This is a genomic window from Streptomyces sp. NPDC031445 (genome assembly GCF_055581365.1).
Genome location: NZ_JBVIJO010000002.1, coordinates 1 through 24,486 on the forward strand (window position 1 = coordinate 1; position 24,486 = coordinate 24,486).

Below are 24,486 nucleotides of genomic sequence, written 5' to 3' on the forward strand. Positions count from 1 at the left end.
CCCATGATCCACATGTCGGCGCCGATGCCCGGCGAGCGGACCGCGTCCGACAGCGGGGAGTAGGCGAACCAGCCGAAGTCCGCCGCGCCCTGCGGGGTGAGGAAGCCGCCGACCGCGATGAGCGAGCCGAACAGGTACAGCCAGTAGGCGAACATGTTCAGCCGCGGGAAGGCCACGTCCGGCGCGCCGATCTGCAGCGGCATGATCCAGTTCGCGAAACCGGCGAACAGCGGCGTCGCGAACATCAGCAGCATGATCGTGCCGTGCATCGTGAACGCCTGGTTGAACTGCTCGTTCGACATGAACTGCAGGCCCGGCCGGGCCAGCTCGGCGCGCATCAGCAGCGCCATCACGCCACCGATCAGGAAGAACGCGAACGACGTCGCCAGATACATCGTGCCGATCGTCTTGTGGTCGGTGGTCGTCAGCCACTTCACCACGACATTGCCGGGCTGCTTGCGCCGGACCGGCAGCTCGTCGGCGTGTGAGCCTTCAGCTGCCGCGGCACCCTGGGGTTCGTTGAGGATGCTCACAGGTTGTTCGTCCTCTGGTTCTTCTCGTGGCTCGTCTGCGCGATGCCGGCCGGAACGTAACCGGTCTGACCCTTCTGCGCGAGCTCCTTGAGGTGCTGCGCGTAGCGCTCCGGGGAGACGACCTTCACGTTGAACAGCATCCGGGAGTGGTCGACGCCGCAGAGCTCGGCGCACTTGCCGAGGAAGGTGCCCTCCTTGTTGGGGGTCACCTGGAAGGCGTTGGTGTGACCGGGGATGACGTCCTGCTTCATCAGGAACGGCACCACCCAGAAGGAGTGGATGACATCACGCGAGGTCAGGACGAAGCGGACCGTCTTGCCCTTGGGCAGCCACAGCGTCGGGCCGGGGTTGTTCGTCTGCGGGTTCCGCGTGCCCGGCGTGCCGACGTCGTAGACACCGCCTGCGTTGGCCGGGAACTGCTTCCGCAGCGGGTCCGGAATGGCGTCCAGGTTCTTGTCGGTCTTCGCGTCACCGGAGGAACCAGGGACGTTCTCGATGTAGTTGAAGCCCCAGCTCCACTGGAAGCCGACCACGTTGACCGTGACGTCGGGCTTCTTCGAGGTGTCCAGGAGCTTCGACTCGTCCCGGGCCGTGAAGTAGAAGAGCACCGAGATGATGATGATCGGGACCACCGTGTACAGGGCCTCGATCGGCATGTTGTACCGGGTCTGCGGAGGAACCTCGACCTTGGTGCGGCTGCGCCGGTGGAAGAGGGCACTCCACAGGATCAGGCCCCACACCAGCACGCCGACGGCGAGCGCGGCAGCCCAGGAGCCCTGCCACAGGGAGAGGATCCGCGGAGCCTCTTCCGTGGTGGGGGTGGGCATGCCAAGGCGGGGGAAGTCCTTGTATGTGCAACCGGTTGCGGTCGCCAGGACCAGGCCCGCGGTCAGTGCCTGCAGCAGCTTCCGCCGCATCGGGCGCCGCGGCGAGCGGTCGGAGCCGTTGGGACTCACGTAGCGCCTTCCCGAGAGTCTCGCCCGCGCGGTCGGCTGCGGCCTTCTCGCTGGTCGGTCGCCGCCCTGCGTCGGGCAGGGGTTTGGATGTTTATGCGGACCAAACCCTAGCCCACCCTCTCCGGGGGTTCGCGGGGAGGGGTGCCTACTGGGTGGGGTGGTTCGCTTGATTGGCCGCCGCGGGAGTGTCGTGGCTGGTCGCACCCCGCGGCGGAGCCGCTCGGGCCATCGGCCCGCGCCCCCGGGCCGGCCGCCTCCACGGGGGTCTTAACGTTGCCGTATGGCCTACTTTGACGCTGCCTCCGCCACTCCTCTCCATCCCGTCGCCCGCCAGGCGCTGTCGGCCTCCCTGGACGAGGGATGGGCCGATCCGGCCCGGCTCTACCGGGAGGGACGCAGGGCCCGGATGCTGCTGGACGCCTCGCGGGAGGCGGCTGCCGAGGCCGTCGGCTGCCGGGCGGACGAGGTGGTGTTCACGTCGTCCGGCACCCGGGCCGTGCACAGGGGCGTCGCGGGGGCGTTGGCCGGACGGCGGCGGGTGGGACACCACCTGATCGTGTCGTCCGTCGAACACTCCTCCGTACTCCATTCGGCGGAGGCGTTCGAGGCGGACGGCGGGACGGTCACCCGGGTGGCCGTCGACCGGGCGGGAGCCGTCGACCCGGCGGGGTACGCGGCCGCGCTCCGGCCGGACACCGCGCTGGCGTGCCTGCAGTCGGCCAACCACGAGGTGGGGACCGCGCAGCCGGTGGCCGAGGTGGCGGAGGTGTGCCGGGCGGCCGGGGTGCCCCTGCTGGTGGACGCGGCGCAGTCGCTGGGCTGGGGACCGGTGGAGGGCGACTGGTCGCTGCTCGCGGCCAGCGCGCACAAGTGGGGCGGCCCGTCGGGGGTCGGGCTGCTCGTCGTGCGCAAGGGCGTGCGGTTCGCCGCCCGAGGGCCGGTGGACGAACGGGAGTCGGGGCGGGCGCCCGGGTTCGAGAACATCCCGGCGATCGTGGCGGCCGTGGCCTCGCTGCGCGCGGTCCGGGCCGAGGCGGCCCAGGAGGCGGTACGGCTGCGGGGGCTGACGGAGCGGATCCGGGCGCGGGTGCCGGAACTGGTGCCGGACGTGGAGGTGGTCGGCGACGCCGTGCGCCGGCTGCCCGGGATCGTCACCTTCTCCTGCCTCTACGTCGACGGCGAGGCACTGCTGCACGAGCTGGACCGGGCCGGCTTCTCGGTGTCCTCCGGCTCCTCCTGCACGAGCAGCACGCTGACTCCCAGCCATGTGCTGAAGGCGATGGGGGTGCTGAGCGAGGGGAACGTACGGGTGTCCCTGCCGCCCGGCACGGCGGAGGCGGACGTGGAGCGGTTCCTGGAGGTGCTGCCCGGGGCGGTGGCCGGGGTGCGGGAGAAGCTGGGCGCGCCCGCCCCGGTCACCCGGGGCGGTCGGGAAGAGTTGCTCGTCGACTCCCTCGGCAAGCGCTGCCCGATCCCGGTCATCGAACTGGCGAAGGTGTTCGGCCGGGTGCCGGTGGGCGGGACCGTCCGGGTCCTCTCCGACGACGAGGCGGCCCGCCTGGACATCCCGGCGTGGTGCGAGATGCGGGGGCAGGAGTACGTCGGGGAGGAACCGGCGGAGCGCGGGACGGCGTACCTGGTACGCCGGGTGAGCTGAGCGGTCGCCCGGGGCCGTGTCAGCGCAGGTGGGCGCGCACTTCCTGGCCGGCCTCGTCGCCGTACGCCTTCACGAACCGCTCCATGAAGTGGCCCCGGCGCAGCTGGTACTCCTGCGTGCCCACGGTCTCGATGACCAGCGTGGCCAGCATGCACCCCACCTGGGCGGCGCGCTCCAGGGAGACGCCCCAGGCCAGTCCGGACAGGAACCCCGCGCGGAAGGCGTCGCCGACGCCCGTGGGGTCGGCCTTGCGCTCCTCCTCCGGGCAGCCGACCTCGATCGGGTCCTCGCCGGTCCGCTCGATGCGCACGCCCCGGGAGCCGAGCGTGGTGACCCGGTGGCCGACCTTCGCCAGGATCTCCGCGTCGCTCCAGCCGGTCTTGGACTCGATGAGCCCCTTCTCGTACTCGTTGGAGAAGAGGTAGGTCGCCCCGTCCAGCAGTATCCGGATCTCCTCGCCCTCCATCCGGGCGATCTGCTGGGAGAAGTCGGCGGCGAACGGGATGTTCCGGGAGCGGCACTCCTCGGTGTGGCGGAGCATCGCCTCGGGGTCGTCGGCGCCGATGAGGACCAGGTCGAGACCGCCCACGCGCTCGGCGACCGTCTGCAGCTCGATCAGCCGGGCCTCGCTCATCGCGCCGGTGTAGAAGGAGCCGATCTGGTTGTGGTCGGAGTCGGTGGTGCACACGAACCGGGCGGTGTGCAGGGTCTCGGAGATGCGGACCGACTCGGTGTCGACGCCGTGCCGGTCGAGCCAGGCCCGGTACTCGTCGAAGTCGAAGCCGGCGGCGCCGACCAGGACGGGCCCGGTGCCGAGCTGGCCCATGCCGAAGGCGATGTTGGCGCCGACGCCGCCGCGGCGTACGTCGAGGTTGTCGACCAGGAAGGAGAGCGAAACCGTGTGCAGCTGGTCCGCGACCAACTGGTCGGCGAAGCGGCCGGGGAAGGTCATGAGATGGTCGGTGGCGATGGAGCCGGTGACTGCGATGCGCACGACGGGATTCTCCTGCGGAAATAAGAAGGTGCGCGCGTGAGCGCTCGGGAAGGGCGGTGGTGGGCGACGGGAGGGCGGATCGACAGTTCACGCTACCCGGTCGGAAGCCGCCACTGAAGCTGGCGAAACTACCCGATAGTAGCTCTTTTGCCGCGGCCCGGGACGTGCCTACGGTGCGAACATGACGAACCTCGAGGTCACCTCTTCCGCCCCGGCCGACCCCGACGGCGACCTCGCCGCGCTGCGCGGCGACTGCGCCCGGATGGCCCCGCACTGGGCGGTCCCGGAGCACACCGAGTCCCGGCCGGTGCCGCCGTCCCTCATCCACGGGGTGCGCGTGCCGGCGCGGTCCGCGCGGCTGCTGGACGCGATGTCGGACTACGGCGACTGACCGAGGGCCGCTGGCCCGGGAACCGCGCGCTCCCCTCCCGCGTCCCATCGCCGTCCCCCGCGGGGGACCCGGGACACGAGGCAGCGAGGGAGCGATGCGGTGAACACCGAGCGGTCTGAGAACTCCGGCGCCCCCGAGGAGCGCGACCAGTCCCCCACGGACCCGCGGCCGGCGACGGCGGGAGCGGGACGGGCCGGGGGCCGGCGCCCCACGGCCGTCGTCGTCGCCGTCGCCACCGCGGCCGTCCTCCTGATCGGCGGCGGTGGCGCCTACCTCGCCGCGGGCAGCGGCACGGAGCAGCGTACGGGCGGCACGGCCGCCCCCGGCGGGGCCCACGGCACTCCCCCGCCGCTCGCCCTGGACGGCTGGGCGCGCTCCGGCACCGGCGGGATCGCGCCCGGCGAGCCGGACCCGTACGGCACCCGGTACGTGGCACGGGGCGAGCTGCCCGACGGGCCCGGCTCGGCGCCGGTGTACGAGCCGCGGGCCGAGGTCGGCCGGGAGCGGGTGGCCCGGCTGGCGAAGGCGCTCGGGGTCGACGGCGTGCCGGTGGCCGAGGGGCGGATCTGGCGCGTCGGCGGGCAGGACGGCTCCGGGCCGAGGCTGACGGTGAACCGGGACGCGCCGGGCGGCTGGAGCTTCGACCGGTACGCGCCCGGCACCGACAACTGCCGGAAGGTGACCGTCTGCGGCCAGGACCCCGGCGCCCCGGCCGGCGACCCGGTGAGCGCGGCCGAGGCGGAGAAGGCGGCGGCACCGGTGCTTCAGGCGGCGGGGCTGGACGGCGCGAAACTCGACGCGAGCCGGGTCATGGGCGCCCGGCGGGTGGTCGACGCGGACCCGGTGGTCGGCGGGCTGCCCACGTACGGCTGGACGACCGGTCTGACCGTCGACCGCGACGGCGAGCTGGTCGGCGGCCACGGGCTGCTGGCGGCGCCGGTGAAGGGGGACACGTATCCCGTGGTGGGCGCGGCGCGGACGCTGGCGCTGATGAACGGGACGGCGGGGGACGCCCACCGGATGGGGATCGGGGGGTGCGCGAGCCCGGAGCCGCTGAAGGACCGGCTGGAGCGGCCGTGCGGCGCGTCGACGGGGGCGCCGAAGGCGGCCCGGGACACGGTGACGGTCGACAAGGCGGTGTTCGGGCTGGCCGCGCACTCCGTGGGCGGGCGGCAGACGCTGGTGCCGTCCTGGCTGTTCCGGGTGCGCGGGTCCTCCGCGGGCGGCGCGTTCACGGTGACGTATCCGGCGGTCGACCCGGCGTACCTGACCTCGGCGTCCGCGTCGCCGGCGCCGGAGCCCTCCGCGTCGTCCCCGGCGCCCGGGGAGAGCCGGAGCGTGAAGGTGAACGGCTACACGGCCGACGGGCGGACGCTGACCTTGAGCTTCTACGGCGGGGTGTGCGCCGACTACCGGACCTCGGCGCGGGAGAGCGGCGACCGGGTGACGGTGACGGTCACCGAGCGGCCCTGGCCGGGCCGGGTGTGCGTCCTGATCGCCAAGGAGTACGTGAAGACCGTGACCCTGGGCGCGCCGCTGGACGGGCGGACGGTGGTCGGGGCGGACGGTTCGGCGGTCCCGAAGGCGAAGCCGGGCTCGCTGCGGCCGGACGCTTCGGCCCAGCCGCGCTGACCGGGCGCGCCGGCCCCGCGGCGGCGGCCGGGCGGAGACGTGAAGGCGGCGGCCCCCGGAAGGGGACCGCCGCCTTTTCCGGCCGTCAGAGCGTGCGGCTCTGCCGGCCGTCGGCTCAGCTGAAGGAGTCGCCGCAGGCGCAGGAGCCGGTCGCGTTCGGGTTGTCGATCGTGAAGCCCTGCTTCTCGATCGTGTCGACGAAGTCGATGGTGGCACCGCCGAGGTACGGAGCGCTCATCCGGTCCGTGACGACCTTGACCCCGCCGAAGTCCTTCTCCACGTCACCGTCGAGCGAGCGCTCGTCGAAGAAGAGCTGGTAGCGCAGGCCGGAGCAGCCGCCGGGCTGGACGGCGACGCGCAGCGCGAGGTCGTCGCGGCCTTCCTGGTCGAGCAGGGCCTTGACCTTGGCCGCGGCGGCGTCGGTCAGGATGATGCCGTCGGTGACGGTGGTGGTCTCGTCCGATACGGACATCTACATCTCTCCCGGGTTGTACGGAGACTGCTTGCCGACGAGTGCAACCGGCGCTTCCGCGGATTCATTCCGGGCCGGGCATTGTCGTTGTCGCGTTTTTCCTTCCGGCTTCATGCTCGCACATGGTCCCGGGCGCCGACAGCGGCCTGTGGAGGGACCCGGGCGGGATTCACGTCACATGGACGCTATGGCCATCGTCAAAGTGACGTGAACCGGTTATGATAGATAGCGTCAGATAGACGAAAAGTAGAAAGGGTGCGTGTCGTGACCACCGCCCAGACCCCGGAGCTCGACGTGCAGCCGACTCCGCTCGCCCTGCTGCTGCTCGGCCGCGAGGCCGACCCGAAGAGCGAGCGGGGCGTCGAGTGTCCCGGAGACCTCCCGTCGCCCTCCGACCCCGACCTGGTCGAGCGCGCCCGCGCCGCCAAGGCCCGGCTCGGCGACAAGGTCTTCGTCCTCGGCCACCACTACCAGCGCGACGAGGTCATCCAGTTCGCGGACGTCACGGGCGACTCCTTCAAGCTGGCCCGGGACGCGGCCGCGCGCCCGGAGGCCGAGTACATCGTCTTCTGCGGTGTGCACTTCATGGCCGAGTCGGCCGACATCCTGACCTCCGACGACCAGAAGGTCGTGCTGCCCGACCTCGCCGCCGGCTGCTCCATGGCCGACATGGCGACGGCCGAGCAGGTCGCGGAGTGCTGGGACGTGCTGACCGAGGCGGGCGTCGCCGAGCAGGTGGTCCCGGTGTCGTACATGAACTCCTCCGCCGACATCAAGGCGTTCACCGGCAAGCACGGCGGCACCATCTGCACCTCCTCCAACGCCAGGCGCGCCCTCGACTGGGCCTTCGAGCAGGGGGAGAAGGTCCTCTTCCTGCCGGACCAGCACCTGGGGCGGAACACCGCCGTCCGCGACATGGGGATGTCCCTGGACGACTGTGTGGTCTACAACCCGCACAAGCCGAACGGCGGGCTGACGGCCGAGGAGCTGCGGGCCGCCAGGATGATCCTGTGGCGCGGGCACTGCTCGGTCCACGGGCGCTTCAGCCTGGACTCGGTCGACGACGTGCGCGCGCGCATCCCCGGCGTGAACGTGCTGGTCCACCCCGAGTGCAAGCACGAGGTCGTGGCGGCGGCGGACTACGTCGGCTCGACGGAGTACATCATCAAGACCCTGGAGGCGGCCCCGGCCGGTTCCAAGTGGGCGATCGGCACGGAACTGAACCTGGTGCGCCGCCTGGCGAACCGTTTCGCGCCGGAGGGCAAGGAGATCGTCTTCCTCGACAAGACGGTCTGCTTCTGCTCGACGATGAACCGCATCGACCTGCCCCACCTGGTCTGGGCGCTGGAGTCCCTGGCCGACGGCAACCTGGTCAACCGCATCGAGGTCGACAAGGAGACGGAGGCGTTCGCCAAGCTGGCGCTGGAGCGGATGCTCGCGCTGCCCTAGCGAGCCGGAAGGGCCGGGTCCGCGACGGGACCCGGCCCTTCGTCGTGCCGTCACACCCCGGCCGGCTCCGGCTCCTTCCGCGGCGCCGGCTGGTTCTTCGCCGCCCGCTTCCGCGCCCGGCGCTCCTCGCGGAGCTCCAGCATCGCGTAGAGGGTCGGGACCAGCAGGAGCGTCAGCAGGGTCGACGTGATCGGGCCGCCGATGACGACCACGGCGAGCGGCTGGGCGATGAAGCCGCCCTCGCCGTTCCTCCGGCGGCCCCTACTCCGCGCGCGGTAGACGCGGGGGGAGATCAGTCCGTCCTCGGACGTACCAGCCCCGACTCGTACGCGATGACGACGAGCTGGGCCCGGTCCCGCGCGCCCAGCTTGGCCATGGCCCGGTTGACGTGCGTCTTCACCGTCAGCGGGCTGACCGCCAGCCGCTCGGCGATCTCGTCGTTGGAGTGGCCGCCGGCGACCAGGACGAGGACTTCCCGCTCCCGGCCGGTGAGGGTGGCGAGCCGCTCGGAGCGGGCCGGGTCGGGGCCGTCGCCGTCGTCGCCCCGGGCGAGGAAGCGGGCGATCAGGCCCTTGGTGGCGGCGGGGGACAGCAGGGCCTCGCCGCCGGCCGCGACCCGGATGGCGTTCAGCAGCTCCTCCGGTTCGCTGCCCTTGCCGAGGAAGCCGGAGGCACCGGCGCGCAGCGCCTGGACGACGTAGTCGTCGACCTCGAAGGTGGTCAGGATGACCACGCGGACCGGCGCGAGGGACGGGTCGGCGCCGATCTGCCGGGTGGCGGCCAGGCCGTCGGTGCCGGGCATCCGGATGTCCATGAGGACGACGTCGGGGCCGTGCTCCTTCGCCAGCCGGACCGCCTCCGCGCCGTCCGAGGCCTCCCCGACCACCTCCATGTCGGGCTCGGAGTCGACCAGCACCCGGAACGCGCTGCGCAGCAGGGCCTGGTCGTCGGCGAGCAGGACACGGATGGTCATACAAGTTCCCCCTGGGCCGTCGTCGTCTTGACGGGCAGGATCGCATGGACGCGGAAGCCGCCGCCGTAGCGGGGGCCGGTGGTCAGGGTGCCGCCCAGGGCGGTGACCCGCTCGCGCATGCCGAGCAGCCCGTGCCCGCCGCCGTCCTCGGACGCGTGCCCGGCGCCGGGGGCGCCGGGCTCGCCGGGGCCGTCGTCCAGGACGGTGACCTCGACGTTCGGGCCGACGCGTACGACGCTCACCTCGGCCTCGGCGTCGGGGCCCGCGTGCTTGCGCACGTTGGTCAGCGCCTCCTGGACGATCCGGTAGGCGGCCAGGTCGACGGCGGCGGGCAGTTCGGTGCCCTGGTCGGCGCGGGCCACGGACACCGGCAGCCCGGCGCTGCGGAAGGTGTCGGCCAGCTCCTCCAGGCGGCTCAGGCCCGGAGCGGGTTCGGTGGGGGCCTCGGGGTCACCGCTCTGGCGGAGCAGGCCGACGGTGGCGCGCAGTTCGCCGAGCGCGCTGCGGCTGGCCTCGCGGACGTGTGCGAGGGCCTCCTTGGCCTGGTCGGGCCGCTTGTCCATGACGTGCGCGGCGACCCCGGCCTGCACGTTCACCAGGGCGATGTGGTGGGCGACGACGTCGTGCAGGTCGCGGGCGATGCGCAGCCGCTCCTCGGCGACCCGGCGGCGGGCCTCCTCCTCCCGGGTGCGTTCGGCGCGCTCGGCGCGGTCCCGGATGGCCTGGACGACCGCGCGGCGGCTGCGCACGGCGTCGCCCGCGGTGGCGCCGATGCCCGTCCAGGCGAGGACGCCGAGGTTCTCCTGGGCGTACCAGGGCAGCGGGCCGGCGAGCATGGCGGCGGCCGTCAGCACGGTCATGGTGAGCAGGCCGAGGCGCCAGGTGGTGGAGCGGTCGGTGGACGCGGCGACGGTGAACAGGGCGATGACGGCGGACATCGCGACGGGGGCGCGGGGGTCGCCGGTGACGCACTCGACCAGGGAGACGGTGCCGGTGACGGCGAGGACGGTCTTGGGCGCCCGGCGCCGGAAGGCGAGCGCCGCCGCGCCGGCCAGCATGAGGACGAGGCTGAGGACGGCGGGGGCGTGGACGTCCCAGGTCAGGCCGTGGTGACCCTGGGGCGCGGCGAAGGAACCGGCGACCATGCAGGCCAGCACGCCGGCGGCGAGCGCCGCGTCCGCCGCCAGGGGGTGTGCCTTGAGGCCGCACCGGGCACGTTCGAGAGTGCTCACGGTCTGCACAGTACGGGCCCACCAGCCATCCCCGGCAGGGCGCCGACCACTACCGGCACCCGGCAAGCCCCCGGAGGGGCGCGGGGAACTGCGCGACCAGCCACGTACGGCCCGCAGCCGCGAAACCGCACCCCATCCCCATCCCATCCCGGGCCACCGGGTATCCCGCCCCCAGGGGACCGCCACCGCTCAGCCGGGGATCAGCCCCTCGTCGCTGAGCATCTCCCGGACCTCCTCAAGCGTCGCGTCCGGCGACGGGAGGATCAGTTCGGAGGGTTCCAGCGCGTCGTCCGGCAGCGGGGTGCCGAGCCGGCGGACGGAGTCCAGGAGGGCGCCGAGCGTGCGGCGGAAGCCCTCCTCGTCGCCGCCCTGCACCTCCTCCAGCAGCTCGTCGTCCAGCTTGTTCAGCTCGACGACGTGGGAGTCGTCCAGCGTCACCTGGCCCTCCCCCATGATCCGTACGATCACGTCGGCCTCCTCGGCTCGGGCCCCGGCGCCGGGCTACTGCTTGTCGAAGCGCGGGGTGTCCTGCGGCTGCTGCTGGGACTGCCCCTGACCGGTGCCGCCCTCGATGGCCTGCTGCGGGGAGCCCCCGGCCAGCTCGGCCTTCATGCGCTGCAGTTCCAGCTCTACATCCGTACCACCGGAGAGCCGGTCCAGCTCGGCCTGGATGTCGTCCTTGTGCATGCCGGACGGGTCGTCCAGGGCGCCCGAGGCGAGCAGTTCGTCGATGGCGCCGGCCCGGGCCTGGAGCTGGGCGGTCTTGTCCTCGGCGCGCTGGATGGCGAGGCCGACGTCGCCCATCTCCTCGGAGATGCCGGAGAAGGCCTCGCCGATACGGGTCTGGGCCTGGGCCGCGGTGTAGGTGGCCTTGATGGTCTCCTTCCGCGTGCGGAAGGCGTCCACCTTGGCCTGGAGGCGCTGGGCCGCCAGGGTGAGCTTCTCCTCTTCGCCCTGGAGGGTCGCGTGCTGGGTCTCGAGGTCCGTGACCTGCTGCTGGAGCGCGGCGCGGCGGGACAGCGCCTCGCGGGCCAGGTCCTCACGGCCGAGCGCGAGCGCCTTGCGGCCCTGGTCCTCCAGCTTGGAGGACTGCTGCTGCAACTGGTTGAGCTGGAGTTCCAGGCGCTTGCGGGACGTGGCCACGTCGGCGACGCCACGGCGGACCTTCTGGAGCAGCTCCAGCTGCTTCTGGTACGAGTAATCGAGGGTCTCGCGCGGGTCCTCGGCCCGGTCAAGGGCCTTGTTCGCCTTCGCGCGGAAGATCATCCCCATACGCTTCATGACACCGCTCATGGGCTTCGCGCGCCCCCTTCTGACGGACTCCAGCTCACAGATCCTGCGACAGGACCACAGTACGGGCCCTGCTTCCATTACCGCACTGTTCGCGGGGTGATGCGCTCATCCCCGAGGACGACTGCGGACCGTTCCGCTCCGGCGTAGGGAGTAGGTGATCCACCCAGGTGCCGCCGGAAGCCCTCTGTGTGTCCCCTCTGTCCCCCTGAAGACGTCCGGTGTTGCCGGATCGTTCCCCAACGGGCTGGGGTCCATGCCGGTGCAGCCCTTACCCTTGGGTTTTGTGTTCCGTAGCCGTGCCAAGGAAGAGAAGGCCCCGACCGCTGACAAGGCGCAGGTGACCCTCTCCAAGCAGCCCCGCGACCCGCAGGCCCCGAAGGGCAGGCCCACTCCCAAGCGCAGTGAGGCCCAGTCCCAGCGCCGCAGCGTCGCCCGTACGCCGACCAACCGCAAGGAGGCCGCGAAGCGCCAGCGCGAGGACCGGCGCCAGGCCCTGGAGCGGCAGCGCCAGGCGCTGGCCAGCGGCGACGAGCGGTACCTGCCGGCCCGGGACAAGGGCCCGGTGCGCAAGTTCGCCCGCAACTGGGTGGACTCGCGGTTCAACGTGGCGGAGTTCTTCCTGCCGCTCGCGGTGGTCATCCTGGTGCTGAGCGTGGTGCGGGTGCCCGCGATCCAGAGCATCGCGCTGCTGCTGTGGCTGATCGTGATCGTGCTGATCGTGCTGGACGCGGCGGTCAGCGGTTTCCGGCTGAAGAAGCGGCTCCAGGAGCGCTTCCCGGACGAGAACAAGCGCGGCGCGGTCGCCTACGCCCTGATGCGGTCCCTGCAGATGCGCCGGCTCCGGCTGCCGAAGCCGCAGGTCAAGCGCGGAGAGCGGCCCTGAGCGCTGACGCTTTCACCGGGGGCTCGGCCGATGCCTGGCTGGACGGGCTGGGCGGCCTGCGGGACGTCGTGCGCCAGGAGCTGGTGGCCCGGCAGCTGGACGAGCAGATAGCCGGGCGGTTCCCGGTCGGGCAGCGGCTGCGGGTGCTCGACGTGGGGATGGGCCAGGGCGCGCAGGCGCTGCGGCTGGCCCGGCTCGGCCACCACGTGACGGGGGTCGAGCAGGACGCGACGATGATCGCCGCCGCGCGGGACGCCGTGGCCCGGGAGCCGGAGGGCATCCGGGAGCGGGTGCGGCTGGTGCAGGGCGACGGGCGGGACACCGGCGTGCACTTCCTGCCGGGCAGCTTCGACGTGGTGCTGTGCCACGGCGTGCTGATGTACGTGGAGGAGCCGGACCCGCTGGTGGCGGGGCTGGCCAGGGTGCTGGCGCCCGGCGGCCTCCTCTCCCTCCTGGTCCGCAACGGCGACGCGCTCGCCATGCGCCCGGGGCTGTCCGGGGACTGGTCGTCGGCCCTGGCGGCCTTCGACACCACCTCTTACCTCCCCCATCCGCGAACGGACTCGGACGGGGGGACCCCCGTCCGCCTCGGCCTGGAGGTGCGGGCCGACCGGCTCGCGGCGCTCACCGCCACGCTCGACGGCATCGCCGCCCCGCTGCACGCCTGGTACGGCGTGCGGGTCTTCACGGACACGGCGGCGGACGGCGCGGCGCTCCCGGACGACCTGGAGACCCTGCTCGCGGTCGAGGAGCGGGCCGGGCGCACGGACCCCTACCGCGGGGTGGCGGCGCTGCTGCACCTGTGCGGGGTACGCGGCTGAGCCCGTTCGGGGGAACACCGCGGGACGGATGATCACCGTGCGGTGAGACTCGGGACATGGACGCTTCCCGTACCCGCGCGCGTCGGCCCCGAAGAGCCGTCCCGGCCGCCGCGCTGGTGTGCTGCGCGGCTCTCGCCGCCGGCTGCACCGCCCCCGCCGCCCAGGCCGGACGGGACACCGCGGCGGCCACCCGGGCGGCCCTGCCGATGGCCGCGAACGACCTGCAGAGCCAGTACCAGAAGGTGATCCGCGAGGTGCTGCCGTCGGTCGTGCAGATCCAGGCGAGCCGGGACCTGGGCTCCGGGGTGGTGTACGACGACAAGGGGCACATCGTCACCAACGCGCACGTGGTCGGGTCGGAGAAGACCTTCCAGGTGACCACGGCCAACAGCGAGGAACCGCTCACCGCGAGCCTCGTCTACTCCTACCCCGAGCAGGATCTCGCCGTGGTCCGGCTGGACCGGGTGCCGAACGGGCTGAAGCCGGCGGTGTTCGGGGACTCCGAGAAGGTGCAGGTCGGGCAGATCGTGCTGGCCATGGGGTCGCCGCTCGGGCTGTCGTCCAGCGTGACCCAGGGCATCGTCTCGGCGACCGGGCGGACCGTCAGCGAGGGCGACTCGGGCGGCGGCACGGGCGCGACGATCGCGAACATGGTGCAGACCTCGGCCGCGATCAACCCCGGCAACAGCGGCGGCGCGCTGGTCGGCCTCACGGGGCAGGTGATCGGCATCCCGACGCTCGCGGCGGCCGACCCGACCTTCGGCAACGGCGCGGCGCCCGGCATCGGGTTCGCGATCCCGGCGTCGATGGTGCGGACGGTCGCCGACCAGATCGTCCGGGAGGGGAAGGTCGTCGAGTCCGGGCGGGCGGCCCTCGACATCACCGCGCGGACGGTCGTGAACGACCGCTACCAGCCGATCGGGGTCGCGGTGGTCACCGCACGCGCCGGCGGCGCGGCCGACCGGGCGGGCCTGCGCGCCGGCGACATCATCACCGCGGTGGGCGGCCGGTCCGTCACCACCATCACCTCGCTCGCCGAGGCGCTGGCGGACGAGAAGCCGGGCCGGCGCACCGCGGTCGCCTACCAGCGGGACGGCACCGCGAAGACGGCCGAGGTGACTTTGGGCGAGCAGTGAGGAGGGTGGCCCCTCCTCACCCCGTTCACGGCCGGGTCACGCGTCGGCGTGCAGGCTCATCGGGCCGTAGATCTCAGCCGTCTCCTCGAACAGCCGCACCTGGTCGGCCCCGCCCTCCAGCAGCGCCTTCCAGTGCTCGCCGATCCAGGACTCGGCATCCCCCTGCGTGGTGAACTCCTCGGGCTGCACCGCCGGCTGGACCTCCGTCCCGTCGGCCTTCTCGAACCGCCACGTCCATGCCGTCATCTGGGCCTCCTTTGATCCAACACCTGCCCCCGCAGCGTATGCGCTCAGCCGGGTCGGCCGTTAGAGGCGGTGGATCATCCGGGTGGCCGGTCGCGCGGGAGGCCGGGGGGCAGGCGAAAATCGGTGCGTGGAAGTAACTCTGCTCGGTACCGGTGCCCCGGCGGGACTGCCTCGCCCCGACTGTTCCTGTGCCGTGTGCGCGACCGCGCTCGGTCCGGACGCGCGGGCCGCGACCGCGGCGCTCGTGGACGGGACGCTGCTGCTGGACCTCACGCCTGGCGCGGCGTTCGCGGCGGCGCGCGCCGGGCAGTCGCTGGGCGGGGTACGGCAGGTGCTGCTGTCGCACCCGCACGACGGCCCGGCGGTGGAGGTGCCGGCCGGGCTGCCGCAGCCCGGCCGGGTGCCGGACGGGCGGGAGTTGGCGCTGCTGACGGGGCATCGGGTGCGAGCCGTGGCGATGGACGCGGGCGGCACCGGGTACGCGGTGACCGGGCCGGACGGGCAGCGGCTGCTGTACCTGCCGCCGGGCGGGGCGCCTGCGGGGCTGGAGGGGGCGACGGCGGAGTCGTACGACATGCTCCTCGCGGACGTCGTGGGCCGTCCCGACGCGCTCGCCCGGCTCCGCGCGGTCGGCTCGGTCGGCCCCACGACGGATGTGCTCGCCGTCCACCTGGACCACGACGTGCCGCCCGGCGCGGAGTTGCGGCGCCGGCTCGCGGCGGCGGGGGCGCGGGCGGTGCCGGACGGTACGACGCTGGTGGTGGGGGCGTACGAGGAGGTGCCGGACGTGCCGCGGCGGACGCTGGTGCTGGGCGGGGCCCGCTCGGGCAAGTCGGTGGAGGCGGAGCGCCGGCTGGAGACGTTCCCGGAGGTGCTGTACGTCGCGACGGGCGGCACGCGGGGCGGGGACGCCGAGTGGGCGGCCCGGGTGGCCGTGCACCGGGAGCGGCGGCCGGGGTCGTGGCGTACGGCGGAGACGACGGACCTGGTGCCGGTGCTGGCGCAGGACGGGCCGCCGGTGCTGATCGACTGTCTGTCGCTGTGGCTGACGGACGTGATGGATTCCGTGGGGGCGTGGGACGACGCGGAGTGGGCGGGCGGGGGTGAGAAGGCGCTGCGGGCGCGGGTGCGGGAGCTGACGGACGCGGTGCGGGGCACCCGGCGGACCGTGGTGGCGGTGTCCAACGAGGTCGGCTCCGGGATCGTCCCCGCGACGGCTTCCGGCCGCCGCTACCGGGACGAACTGGGCCGCCTGAACGCGGCGTTCGCGAGCGAGTGCGAGCAGGTCCTGCTGGTGGTGGCGGGCCAGGCGCTGGTGCTGCGGGGCTGACGCCCGGCTACCCCGCGTCCTTCCGCGCCACCACCCGGTACGCGTTGGACAGGCGCGTGCGGCGGAACAGCGGGGCGCAGCCGTGGTCCAGGGCCGAGGCCAGGGACTGGACGGGGACCGCCGCCAGTTGGACGACCGGGTGGGCCTGGGCCACGGCGAGGGCGACGGCCGCCGAGAGGTCGTACGGCACGTGCGGGGTCGTGCGGTCGGTGACCAGGACCGTGCAGCCCAGGGAGCGCAGTTCCGCGCGGAGGTTGGCGAGCGGCACCAGGTGCAGATGGCGCGGCTGGCCGTACGGCAGCCACCACCTGCCCAGCAGCGTGGCGAACAGGCAGCGCGGGTCCGGGACTTCGACGACCAGGTGGCCGCCGCGCCGCAGCACGGTGAGCGCGGCGCGCAGCTCGGCCCGCGGGTCGGGGGCGTGCTGCAGATGGTGGAACATGGTGACGACGTCGTAGCGGGCGCGCAGGCGGGCCGCCATGCCGGGGGTCGTGAGGTAGCCGCGGTACGCCTCCTCCACGCGCCCCTCCAGCAGCGCCTGCTCCACCCGGGCCGTCGGGTCCAGCCCGTCGAAGCTGGTGTAGGGGAAGAACTCCCTGGCCGCCTCGGGGAACCGGGCGTGGCCGGTGCCGACGTCCAGCCAGCTCTCCGGTTCCCGCAGTTCGGACAGCCGCCAGGCGGTGGTGCGGTGCCGGCGGCGCACCGCCCGGGCGGGGAGGATCCGCGCGGCGAACTCCTCCAGGTGTCTTTCGTAGAAGTCGCGGTGGAAGAAGGCGAGCCCCTCCGCGCTGAGCCGGGGGTTCTGGAAGGCGTGGCCGCAGTCCCGGCACACGTCGAGGACGAACCTGCCCGAACGGTGCCGCAGCGGGTCGGGCGCGCGCAGCCGGGTGCGCAGGCGGGGAGAACCGCACCAGGGGCAGTCCGCGCGGCGGGGCTCCTGGAAGGGGTCGTGCGGGGTGGTGATCTGCGGGGTGAGGGGCGAGGTCGGCATGGGCGTGCTCCCTGTGCGACATTCCGCGGCAAACCGGAACGTATGGGATCACGCTCCGGGGTGCAAAGACGTCGTAGGGGTGTGGTGGCGATGTGGCGCGGGCGCGTTCGCCCGCTGGCGGTACTGTTCGGCGAATGAGCAGCCTTAATCTGGACGATTTCACCGATCTGATCGAGCGCCCGGACGGGGGCGTACGCCGTGACGCCGAGGCCCGGCGGGAGCGTCAGATCGTGCCGGCGGGAGCGCTCGGCCGCCTGGACGAGCTGGGCGAGTGGCTGGCCGCCGCGCGCGGCACCGTGCCGGTGCGGCCGGTCGAACGGCCCCGGGTGGTGCTGTTCGCCGGCGACCACGGCATCGCGGAGCTGGGCGTGTCGGCGCGGCCGGCGGGCGGTGCGGAGCAGCTGGTGCGGGCGGTGCTGGAGGGCGCGAGCCCGGTGGCCGTGCTCGCGCGCCGCCAGGAGGTGCCCGTACGGGTGGTGGACATGGCCCTGGACTGCGACCCGGCCGCCTTCCCCGCGGACGTGGCGCGGCACCGGGTGCGGCGGGGCAGCGGCCGTATCGACGTCGAGGACGCGCTCACCCTGGAGGAGGCCGAGGCCGCGCTGCGGGCGGGGGTCGCGGTCGCCGACGAGGAGGCCGACTCGGGGACCGATCTGGTGGTGCTCGGCGATGTCAGCGTGGGCGGGACCACGGCGGCGGCGGTGCTGGTCGCGGCGCTGTGCGGGACCGACGCGTCCGTGGTGACCGGGCGGGGCGGCGAGGCGATCGACGACCTGGCGTGGATGCGCAAGTGCGCGGCGGTGCGGGACGCGCTGCGGCGGGCCCGGCCGGTGCTCGGGGACCAGTTGCAGCTGCTGGCGACCGTGGGCGGGGCGGACCTGGCGGCGATGACCGGGTTCCTGCTGCAGTGCGCGGTGCGGAAGCTGCCGGTGATCCTCGACGGGGTCGTGGCCGCCGCGTGCGCGCTGGTCGCGCAGCGGGTCGCGTTCCGGGCGCCGGACTGGTGGCTGGCCGGGCACGACAGCGGGGAGCCGGGGCAGGCGAAGGCGCTGGACCGGATGGCCCTGGAGCCGCTGCTGGAGCAGGGGGTGCGGGTCGGCGAGGGCGTCGGCGCGCTGCTGGCACTGCCGCTGGTGCGGTCCGCCGCCGCGCTGGCGGCGGAGCTTCCGGAGCGGCCGCAGGCCGGCCAGGAGCCGGAAGCGGTGAAGGAACCGGAGGCCGGGAAGGAGCCGGCGGAGGAGAAGGACATGTGAGGCCGATGCCCCCGACGGGCTGAAAAGTATGGTTCGCCGGAGCCGCGCCCATATGATCCTGGACATGGAAGATGTCCGGATTGCCGGTGAGCAGCGAGCCGAGGCGGCGCGGACGGGCGGGCCGGCGCGGCGGTCCACCGGGGCCTCCCGGCGGGCCGCCGCGTTCGCCGTCTGGTACCTGCGGACCGTCGCCTTCATCAACTTCCTCAGCGCGGTGTGGGTCTCGCTCGGCCAGGACGTGCGCCGGCACAACCAGGACGACTTCTTCACGCCGTACCTGCTGACGGCCGGCTTCGCCTCCGGAGTGTTCACGGCCTTCCTCGCGATCACCATGCGGCGCCGCAAGCGGGCCTCCTGGATCCTCAACCTGGTGATGAGCGGGCTGTTCCTGGCGCTGTTCGCCTTCGCCATGGCGTTCCCGGAGATCCGGCGGTACCCGCAGAACTGGGTCTCCCTCGCGCTGACCGCCGCCTTCGTGGGCGCGCTGCTCGCCGGACGCCGGGAGTTCTACGCCAAGGGCGACCGCTCCAACCCCCGGCTCGCGGCCACGGTGGCCGTCGGCGGCGGGCTGGTGGCGAGCCTGCTGGCCGGGCTGCTGGTGACGGTCACGAACCAGGCGCCGGACGCGGCCCGGTCCTCGTTCCCGGAACGCTGGCACTACGGCGCCCTGCGCCTGGTGTCGGTGGCGGCCGAGGAGTCCCACTTCCCCGGGATCGACCCGCCCAACTGGGCCAACGTGGCGATCAACGTGCTCAGTACGGCCCTGGTGCTCGCCGTGTTCTACGCCGCCTTCCGGTCCCGGCGGGCCGTCGACCCGCTCACCGAGGACGACGAGAAGCGGCTGCGCGAGCTGCTGGAGCGGCACGGCGACCGGGACTCGCTCGGCTACTTCGCGCTGCGCCGGGAGAAGAGCGTCGTGTGGTCGCCGACCGGGAAGGCCGCCGTCGCCTACCGGGTGGTCGGCGGGGTGAGCCTCGCGTCCGGGGACCCGATCGGGGACCCCGAGGCGTGGCCGGGGGCGATCGCCCCGTGGCTCGCCCAGGCGCGGGCGCACGGCTGGATCCCTGCGGTCATGGGGGCGGGCGAGGAGGCCGGGACCGTCTACTCCCGGCACGGCCTGGACGCGCTGGAACTCGGGGACGAGGCGGTCGTGGAGGTCGCCGAGTTCACGCTGGAGGGCCGGGCGATGCGCACCGTCCGACAGGCGTACAACCGGGTGCGGCGGGCCGAGTACCGGGTGCGCATCCGCCGGCACGAGGACATCCCGGCCCACGAGATGGCGCATCTCGTGGAGCGCGCCGACGACTGGCGGGACGGCGCCACCGAACGCGGCTTCAGCATGGCGCTCGGCCGGCTCGGGGACCCCGGGGACGGCCGGTGCGTGATGCTGGAGTGCACGGACGCCGAGGGACGGCTGCGGGCGCTGCTGTCCTTCGTGCCGTGGGGACCGCACGGGCTGTCCCTGGACCTGATGCGGCGCGACCGGGACTCCGACAACGGGCTGATGGAGTTCATGGTCATCGAGCTGTTGCGGCGGGCCGGGGAGATCGGGATCACTCAGGTCTCACTCAACTTCGCGATGTTCAGATCGGTCTTCGAACGTGGCGCGCGCCTCGGCGCCGGACCGGTGCTGAGGCTGTGGCGGTCGCTGCTCAGCTTCTTCTCGCGCTGGTGGCAGATCGAGTCGCTGTACCGCGCCAACGCCAAGTACCGGCCCATCTGGGAGCCGCGGTTCCTGCTCTTCGAGAAGAGCGCGGACCTGCCGCGCATCGGCCTCGCGTCGGCGCGCGCGGAGGGGTTCCTGGAGGCGCCGGGTCTTCCCAAGTGGCTGCACCGCAGGCACTTGGAAACGTACCGATGAGACGCCTACGACGGGGGAACGCTCGATGGCCACGACGCTCGGCGGGGGAACGTTCGAGGAGGGGCGTCCGATGAGGACGCCGGCCGGCTGGGCCCGTGCCGAGTGGGGGCCGCTGTACGCCGCCGTGCGCGGGCCGCTGCGGTGCCGGGGCCCGGCGGCGGCCCCGGCGACGCTCGCGGCGGTGGGTCTGACGGCGCTGCTGCAGTACGTGCAGAACCAGCCGTGGGGGTACCAGCCGGTGCAGGACCTCGGCGCCGTACGGGCCGACGACCCGCTGTGGCTCGCCCTGCTGCGCACTCCCCTGTCGCTGTTCGTGCCCGCGCTCGACCTGCCGGTGTGGGGGGCGCTGGCGCAGATCCTGCTGGTCTTCGGGATCGCCGAGCTGTGCCTGGGCTGGAAGCGGACGCTGACCATCGCCTACGTCGCCACGCTCGCCGGAACCCTGTACGCGCGCCTCGGCATCACCCTGGGCGCGCACGCCCCGTTCGGGCTGCCGTGGACCGACGGGCAGGTGGTGGACACCGGCCCCTCAGCGGCCGTCGTGGGGCTCGCGGTGTTCGTCTGCTGGCGGTACGGCGCCTACACGACGGCGGGCGCGGTGACGCTGGCGATGGTCGTCGAGGTGCTGCTCAAGGAGAACCTGGCGGGCAAGGAGCACCTGGCCGCGCTGATGGCGGTGGGCCTGCTGTGTCTGCTGGCGGCGGCGCGGCAGCGCGGCACGGCCCCGGCCGGCCGCGGCCGCGGTCAGCGGTGGCCGGGCAGACGCGCCGGGCGGGGGTCGGGCTTGCCGCCGATCCAGTCCTGAACGGCACGGCTCGGCCGCGCCCAGCGGCGGTCGTGCCGGTAGGCGCGCAGGGCGGACCGGGCGCGGGCGCGGGGGCGGCGGCCGTAGAAGCGGCGGGCCCACGGGGAGCCGGGGCGGGCGAGCCGGACCGCGCCGACGAGCGCGACCAGCGGCACGATCACCCCGAAGAGCGCGGTGCGGGCCTTTCCCTTGTGCAGGGCGACGAGGGAGAGGAGGAAGTTCGCGACGATGTTGGAGATGACCGTGCCGCGGTCGGCCAGCTCCTGCTGGGAGAGGTCGTTGACGCCGAGCGGGACGAAGCCGGCGAGCAGCAGCCCGACCAGGGCGGCGGTGAGCACGACGACCTCGACGCTCTTGCGGCCCTCCTCGCTCCAGTAGACGTCGTCCAGGTGCAGGATCAGCGCGAACTCGTCCAGGACCAGGCCCGCGCCCACGCCGAACAGCACGGCCGAGACGACCCCGCCGGCGCCGTGCCGGTCGCTGGCCACCGCGCCGAAGCCGCCGACGACGGTGAGGACGACGCCGGGGACGACGTGGTGGATGTGCAGCCCGCCGGCCCTGACGTTCCCGAACGGCCCCCGGCCCGCCCGGATCAGCCGGGTGATGACCCGGGTCACGACGAAGGTCAGCACGAAGGCGGCGAGGGCCAGCAGCAACGGAAGCTTTCCCGGCTCGACGACGTTCCGCACCCACCAGTGCCCCATGTGCGCACTTTATCCCTACGGGGGTCGGGGGAGGATCGCGTTGTCCCTCCGGGGTGGGAGGACGGCCGCCGGACGGGGACCGGGGCCGGTCGGGGCGGGCGGCGGGTAGCCTGCGGCGGTGTTCTCGTCGTCCTCCTCGCCCTCCCCGCCCTCCCCGCCCTCCTCCCCCGCTTCTTCGGCCTCCCTCCGGGACGGACTCCGGTTCGCCTTCGGCACGCTCACCGTGCTGCCCGTGCGGGTGCGCCGCTGGGACCGGGGGGCCGCGCGCGGCGGCATGGTGTGCGCGCCGGTGGCCGGGCTGGTCGTCGGCGGGTGCGCGGCCGGCCTCGGCCTGCTGCTGCTCCTCCTCGGCGCCGGCCCGCCGCTCGCCGCCGTCGCCTCGGTCGCCGTTCCGGCCGCGCTGACCCGCGGGCTGCATCTCGACGGGCTCGCCGACACCGCCGACGGGCTGGGCAGCGGCAAACCCGCCGAGGACGCCCTGCGGATCATGAAGCAGTCGGACATCGGGCCGTTCGGGGTGCTCACCCTCGTCCTGGTGCTGCTCGCCCAGGTCGCCGTACTGGCGCAGCTCTACGGCGGCTCCTGGGCCAGGGGTGCCCTGGCGGCCGTGGTGTCGGCGGTCGCGGCCCGGCTGGCGCTCACCCTGGCAGCCCGCGCCGGGGTGCCGGCGGCCCGCCCGGAGGGGCTGGGGGCGGCGGTGGCCGGGGTGGTCCCCAAGGGCACGGCACTGGCCGTCGCGCTCGCCGTCGTCGCGGCGGCCGGGGCGGCGGGCGCCGGCCTCGGCGGGTACGACGGCGCGCGCACCGCGCTCGCGGTGGCCGTCGCCGCCGCCGTCGCCGACCTGCTGCTGCGCAGGTGCGTCCGCAGGTTCGGCGGGGTCACCGGTGACGTGTTCGGCGCGGTCGCGGAGACGGCCGCGGTCACGGCACTCGTGGTGCTGGCGCTCGGCCGTTAGCGCCTTCCCGCCCGGGGCCGCACGTCCCGCGCCCCTTCGGGGCACGTCGGCAACGGGCGTAGTCTCATCACGGGTGTTCGCCGACAGGGTGAAGGCCCCGGTTGCCACCAGTGCCCAGCCCTGGGCCTAGGGTCGGCTCTCGGGCCCGGTCGACCCACCCCATTTCGGCCACAGCGAACTTCACATCGGAAGCGAGATCTCACCACCGTGACTGCTCTGACTCTCAGCACCGCCGCGGCGCCCGGCCTGCGGGCCGACGCGATCGTGATCGGTGTCGCCAAGGGCGCCCAGGGGCCCGTCGTCGCGCCGGGCGCCGAGGCCGTGGACAAGGCGTACGACGGCAAGCTGGCCGGCGTCCTGGAGACCCTCGGCGCCTCGGGTGCCGAGGGCGAGCTGACGAAGCTGCCGGCACCGGCCGGCTTCAAGGCCCCGCTCGTGGTGGCGGTGGGCCTGGGCGCGCGGCCCGACGCCAAGGACGGCGAGGACGGCGAGGAGGGCGGCGCCGGCTACGACGCCGAGGCGCTGCGCAAGGCCGCCGGCGTGGCCGCCCGCGCGCTCGCCGGATCGAAGAAGGCCGCCTTCGCGCTGCCCGTGGACGGCCCCGGCGCGATCGGCGCGATCGGCGAGGGCGTCCTGCTCGGCGCCTACTCCTTCGACGCCTACAAGGGCAACGGCCAGGACGGCGCCAACGCCAGGGCCAAGAACGGCAGGGCGCCGCTGGCCGAGGCCGCGCTGCTCGGCGGCAAGCCGCGCGACGCCGCCCACAAGGGCGCGATCGCCCGCGCGGTCGCGGTCTGCGAGGAGCTGAACCGCGCCCGCGACCTGATCAACACCCCGCCGAACGACCTCACCCCCGCCGCCTTCGCCGGCATCGCCCAGGCCGCGGCCAAGGAGCACGGCATCAAGGTGCAGGTGCTCGACGAGAAGGCCCTGGTCAAGGGCGGATACGGCGGCATCCTCGGCGTTGGCGGCGGCTCCGCGGCCGCTCCCCGCCTGGTGAAGCTGTCGTACACGCACCCGAAGGCGGAGAAGCACCTGGCCTTCGTCGGCAAGGGCATCACCTACGACTCGGGCGGCATCTCGCTGAAGCCGGCCGGGCACAACGAGACGATGAAGTGCGACATGAGCGGTGCCGCCGCCGTGTTCGCCTCGGTCGTCGCCGCCGCGCGCCTCGGCCTCCAGGTCAACGTCACCGGCTGGCTGGCGCTGGCCGAGAACATGCCGTCCGGCTCCGCCGTGCGCCCGGGTGACGTGCTGCGCATGTACAGCGGCAAGACGGTCGAGGTGCTCAACACCGACGCCGAGGGCCGGCTGGTGCTCGGCGACGCGCTGTGGGCGGCCTCGCAGGAGAACCCGGACGCGATCGTGGACGTGGCCACGCTGACCGGCGCGATGATGCTGGCGCTGGGCAGCCGGACCTTCGGTGTGATGGCCAACGACGACGCGTTCCGCTCCGCGGTGCACGAGGCGGCGGAGGAGGTCGGCGAGCCGGCCTGGCCGATGCCGCTGCCGGAGCACCTGCGCAAGGGCATGGAGTCGTCCGTGGCCGACATCGCGAACATGGGCGAGCGGATGGGCGGCGGCCTCGTCGCCGGGCTCTTCCTGCGCGAGTTCGTCGGCGAGGGCATCTCGTGGGCGCACCTCGACATCGCCGGGCCGGCGTTCAACGAGGGCGGCCCCTTCGGGTACACGCCGAAGGGCGGTACGGGCACGGCGGTGCGTACGCTGGTCCGTCTCGCGGAGCTGACCGCCGCGGGCGACCTGGGCTGAGCCGCCCGAGGACCCGGTCCGGTCCGCGGTACGGCGTCCGCAGGGGCGCGGGGCTGTTCGCGCAGTTCCCCGCGCCCCTGCCCCCGCGCGCCTTGGTTCGCCGGGGAACGTGGGACGTCTCACACACCGGCCCCGCGTCTCGATCGCCT

Annotated in this window: 24 protein-coding genes and 1 pseudogene; 13 read left to right on the plus strand and 12 right to left on the minus strand. The window is 73.7% G+C overall.

The annotated features are described in order from the left end of the window. The coding region (locus ACZ5DC_RS06270) for a cbb3-type cytochrome c oxidase subunit I (RefSeq protein WP_468649970.1) at positions 1–533 on the minus strand (533 nt) is incomplete at its 3' end. Further along, a complete protein-coding gene (ctaC, locus tag ACZ5DC_RS06275) occupies positions 530–1,489 on the minus strand; it encodes an aa3-type cytochrome oxidase subunit II (RefSeq protein WP_468649972.1) in 960 nt (319 codons plus the stop codon). The genes ACZ5DC_RS06270 and ctaC, both read right to left, overlap by 4 nt. Before the next feature lie 280 nt (positions 1,490–1,769). On the opposite strand from ctaC, the gene ACZ5DC_RS06280 reads away from it, so the two are divergent. Beyond that, positions 1,770–3,146, plus strand: coding sequence for an aminotransferase class V-fold PLP-dependent enzyme (locus ACZ5DC_RS06280; protein ID WP_468649974.1), 1,377 nt, complete (start codon positions 1,770–1,772; stop codon positions 3,144–3,146). Between the two features lie 19 nt (positions 3,147–3,165). Here the strand turns inward: ACZ5DC_RS06280 and ACZ5DC_RS06285 are convergent, their stop codons facing one another. After that, a complete protein-coding gene (locus ACZ5DC_RS06285; RefSeq protein ID WP_366749192.1) occupies positions 3,166–4,140 on the minus strand; it encodes a carbohydrate kinase family protein in 975 nt (324 codons plus the stop codon). 181 nt (positions 4,141–4,321) lie between these two features. On the opposite strand from ACZ5DC_RS06285, the gene ACZ5DC_RS06290 reads away from it, so the two are divergent. Then, a complete protein-coding gene (locus tag ACZ5DC_RS06290) occupies positions 4,322–4,531 on the plus strand; it encodes a hypothetical protein (protein WP_366749193.1) in 210 nt (69 codons plus the stop codon). Between the two features lie 99 nt (positions 4,532–4,630). Beyond that, positions 4,631–6,163 (plus strand): hypothetical protein, encoded by a 1,533-nt coding sequence (locus ACZ5DC_RS06295; protein WP_468649977.1) that lies wholly within the window; start codon positions 4,631–4,633, stop codon positions 6,161–6,163. A 115-nt stretch (positions 6,164–6,278) separates the two neighbouring features. Here ACZ5DC_RS06295 and ACZ5DC_RS06300 read toward each other — a convergent pair whose 3' ends face one another. After that, positions 6,279–6,635: an iron-sulfur cluster assembly accessory protein gene (locus ACZ5DC_RS06300; protein WP_028422454.1), complete on the minus strand. Its 357-nt coding sequence runs from the start codon at positions 6,633–6,635 to the stop codon at positions 6,279–6,281. Positions 6,636–6,899: 264 nt separating this feature from the next. Between ACZ5DC_RS06300 and nadA the strand changes: the two genes are divergently transcribed. Continuing rightward, positions 6,900–8,084: a quinolinate synthase NadA gene (gene nadA, locus ACZ5DC_RS06305; RefSeq protein ID WP_468649979.1), complete on the plus strand. Its 1,185-nt coding sequence runs from the start codon at positions 6,900–6,902 to the stop codon at positions 8,082–8,084. Between the two features lie 50 nt (positions 8,085–8,134). Here nadA and ACZ5DC_RS06310 read toward each other — a convergent pair. The 5 genes and pseudogenes from ACZ5DC_RS06310 to ACZ5DC_RS06330 all read right to left on the minus strand — a co-directional run. Then, positions 8,135–8,329: pseudogene (locus ACZ5DC_RS06310) on the minus strand (efflux RND transporter permease subunit); the annotation flags it as partial. A gap of 47 nt (positions 8,330–8,376) precedes the next feature. Then, the gene (locus ACZ5DC_RS06315) at positions 8,377–9,057 is read right to left on the minus strand and encodes a response regulator transcription factor (protein ID WP_366749197.1); all 681 of its coding nucleotides are present in this window, start codon (positions 9,055–9,057) and stop codon (positions 8,377–8,379) included. Next, positions 9,054–10,289 (minus strand): sensor histidine kinase, encoded by a 1,236-nt coding sequence (locus ACZ5DC_RS06320; protein WP_468649981.1) that lies wholly within the window; start codon positions 10,287–10,289, stop codon positions 9,054–9,056. Before ACZ5DC_RS06320 ends, ACZ5DC_RS06315 begins: the two co-directional genes overlap by 4 nt. A gap of 189 nt (positions 10,290–10,478) precedes the next feature. After that, the gene (pspAA, locus tag ACZ5DC_RS06325; RefSeq protein ID WP_366749199.1) at positions 10,479–10,757 is read right to left on the minus strand and encodes a PspA-associated protein PspAA; all 279 of its coding nucleotides are present in this window, start codon (positions 10,755–10,757) and stop codon (positions 10,479–10,481) included. Between the two features lie 33 nt (positions 10,758–10,790). Next, on the minus strand, positions 10,791–11,582 hold the full coding sequence (locus tag ACZ5DC_RS06330) for a PspA/IM30 family protein (protein WP_171157028.1): 792 nt from the start codon (positions 11,580–11,582) through the stop codon (positions 10,791–10,793). A gap of 253 nt (positions 11,583–11,835) precedes the next feature. Between ACZ5DC_RS06330 and ACZ5DC_RS06335 the strand changes: the two genes are divergently transcribed. From ACZ5DC_RS06335 to ACZ5DC_RS06345, 3 genes are all read left to right on the plus strand, one after another. Continuing rightward, a complete protein-coding gene (locus ACZ5DC_RS06335) occupies positions 11,836–12,465 on the plus strand; it encodes a DUF3043 domain-containing protein (RefSeq protein WP_468649984.1) in 630 nt (209 codons plus the stop codon). 83 nt (positions 12,466–12,548) lie between these two features. After that, positions 12,549–13,286, plus strand: a complete 738-nt coding sequence (locus ACZ5DC_RS06340; RefSeq protein ID WP_468651249.1) for a class I SAM-dependent methyltransferase — start codon at positions 12,549–12,551, stop codon at positions 13,284–13,286. Positions 13,287–13,342: 56 nt separating this feature from the next. Further along, positions 13,343–14,422, plus strand: a complete 1,080-nt coding sequence (locus ACZ5DC_RS06345) for a S1C family serine protease (RefSeq protein WP_468649986.1) — start codon at positions 13,343–13,345, stop codon at positions 14,420–14,422. A gap of 36 nt (positions 14,423–14,458) precedes the next feature. Here the strand turns inward: ACZ5DC_RS06345 and ACZ5DC_RS06350 are convergent, their stop codons facing one another. Beyond that, positions 14,459–14,668 (minus strand): hypothetical protein, encoded by a 210-nt coding sequence (locus tag ACZ5DC_RS06350; RefSeq protein WP_030658323.1) that lies wholly within the window; start codon positions 14,666–14,668, stop codon positions 14,459–14,461. A gap of 127 nt (positions 14,669–14,795) precedes the next feature. Between ACZ5DC_RS06350 and ACZ5DC_RS06355 the strand changes: the two genes are divergently transcribed. Continuing rightward, positions 14,796–15,998 carry a bifunctional adenosylcobinamide kinase/adenosylcobinamide-phosphate guanylyltransferase gene (locus ACZ5DC_RS06355; protein ID WP_468649989.1) on the plus strand — a complete coding sequence of 401 codons (1,203 nt, stop codon included), beginning with the start codon at positions 14,796–14,798 and terminating at the stop codon, positions 15,996–15,998. Between the two features lie 7 nt (positions 15,999–16,005). On the opposite strand, the gene ACZ5DC_RS06360 is transcribed toward ACZ5DC_RS06355, so the two are convergent. Then, positions 16,006–16,989 (minus strand): class I SAM-dependent methyltransferase, encoded by a 984-nt coding sequence (locus ACZ5DC_RS06360; protein WP_468649991.1) that lies wholly within the window; start codon positions 16,987–16,989, stop codon positions 16,006–16,008. A gap of 134 nt (positions 16,990–17,123) precedes the next feature. On the opposite strand from ACZ5DC_RS06360, the gene cobT reads away from it, so the two are divergent. The 3 genes from cobT (at position 17,124) to ACZ5DC_RS06375 (ending at position 20,908) form a co-directional block, all read left to right on the plus strand. After that, positions 17,124–18,242 carry a nicotinate-nucleotide--dimethylbenzimidazole phosphoribosyltransferase gene (gene cobT / locus ACZ5DC_RS06365; RefSeq protein ID WP_468649993.1) on the plus strand — a complete coding sequence of 373 codons (1,119 nt, stop codon included), beginning with the start codon at positions 17,124–17,126 and terminating at the stop codon, positions 18,240–18,242. Positions 18,243–18,306: 64 nt separating this feature from the next. Then, on the plus strand, positions 18,307–20,103 hold the full coding sequence (locus ACZ5DC_RS06370; protein WP_468649995.1) for a phosphatidylglycerol lysyltransferase domain-containing protein: 1,797 nt from the start codon (positions 18,307–18,309) through the stop codon (positions 20,101–20,103). 70 nt (positions 20,104–20,173) lie between these two features. Beyond that, positions 20,174–20,908, plus strand: coding sequence for a hypothetical protein (locus tag ACZ5DC_RS06375; protein ID WP_468649997.1), 735 nt, complete (start codon positions 20,174–20,176; stop codon positions 20,906–20,908). On the opposite strand, the gene ACZ5DC_RS06380 is transcribed toward ACZ5DC_RS06375, so the two are convergent. After that, positions 20,848–21,612: a hypothetical protein gene (locus ACZ5DC_RS06380; protein WP_468649999.1), complete on the minus strand. Its 765-nt coding sequence runs from the start codon at positions 21,610–21,612 to the stop codon at positions 20,848–20,850. The two genes, ACZ5DC_RS06375 and ACZ5DC_RS06380, sit on opposite strands and share 61 nt — an antisense overlap. A gap of 118 nt (positions 21,613–21,730) precedes the next feature. Here ACZ5DC_RS06380 and ACZ5DC_RS06385 point away from each other — a divergent pair, with 118 nt between their 5' ends. Both ACZ5DC_RS06385 and ACZ5DC_RS06390 read left to right on the plus strand, forming a co-directional pair. Next, the gene (locus ACZ5DC_RS06385; protein ID WP_468650001.1) at positions 21,731–22,567 is read left to right on the plus strand and encodes an adenosylcobinamide-GDP ribazoletransferase; all 837 of its coding nucleotides are present in this window, start codon (positions 21,731–21,733) and stop codon (positions 22,565–22,567) included. A gap of 207 nt (positions 22,568–22,774) precedes the next feature. Further along, positions 22,775–24,337 (plus strand): leucyl aminopeptidase, encoded by a 1,563-nt coding sequence (locus tag ACZ5DC_RS06390; protein WP_468650003.1) that lies wholly within the window; start codon positions 22,775–22,777, stop codon positions 24,335–24,337. Positions 24,338–24,486: the final 149 nt, after the last annotated feature.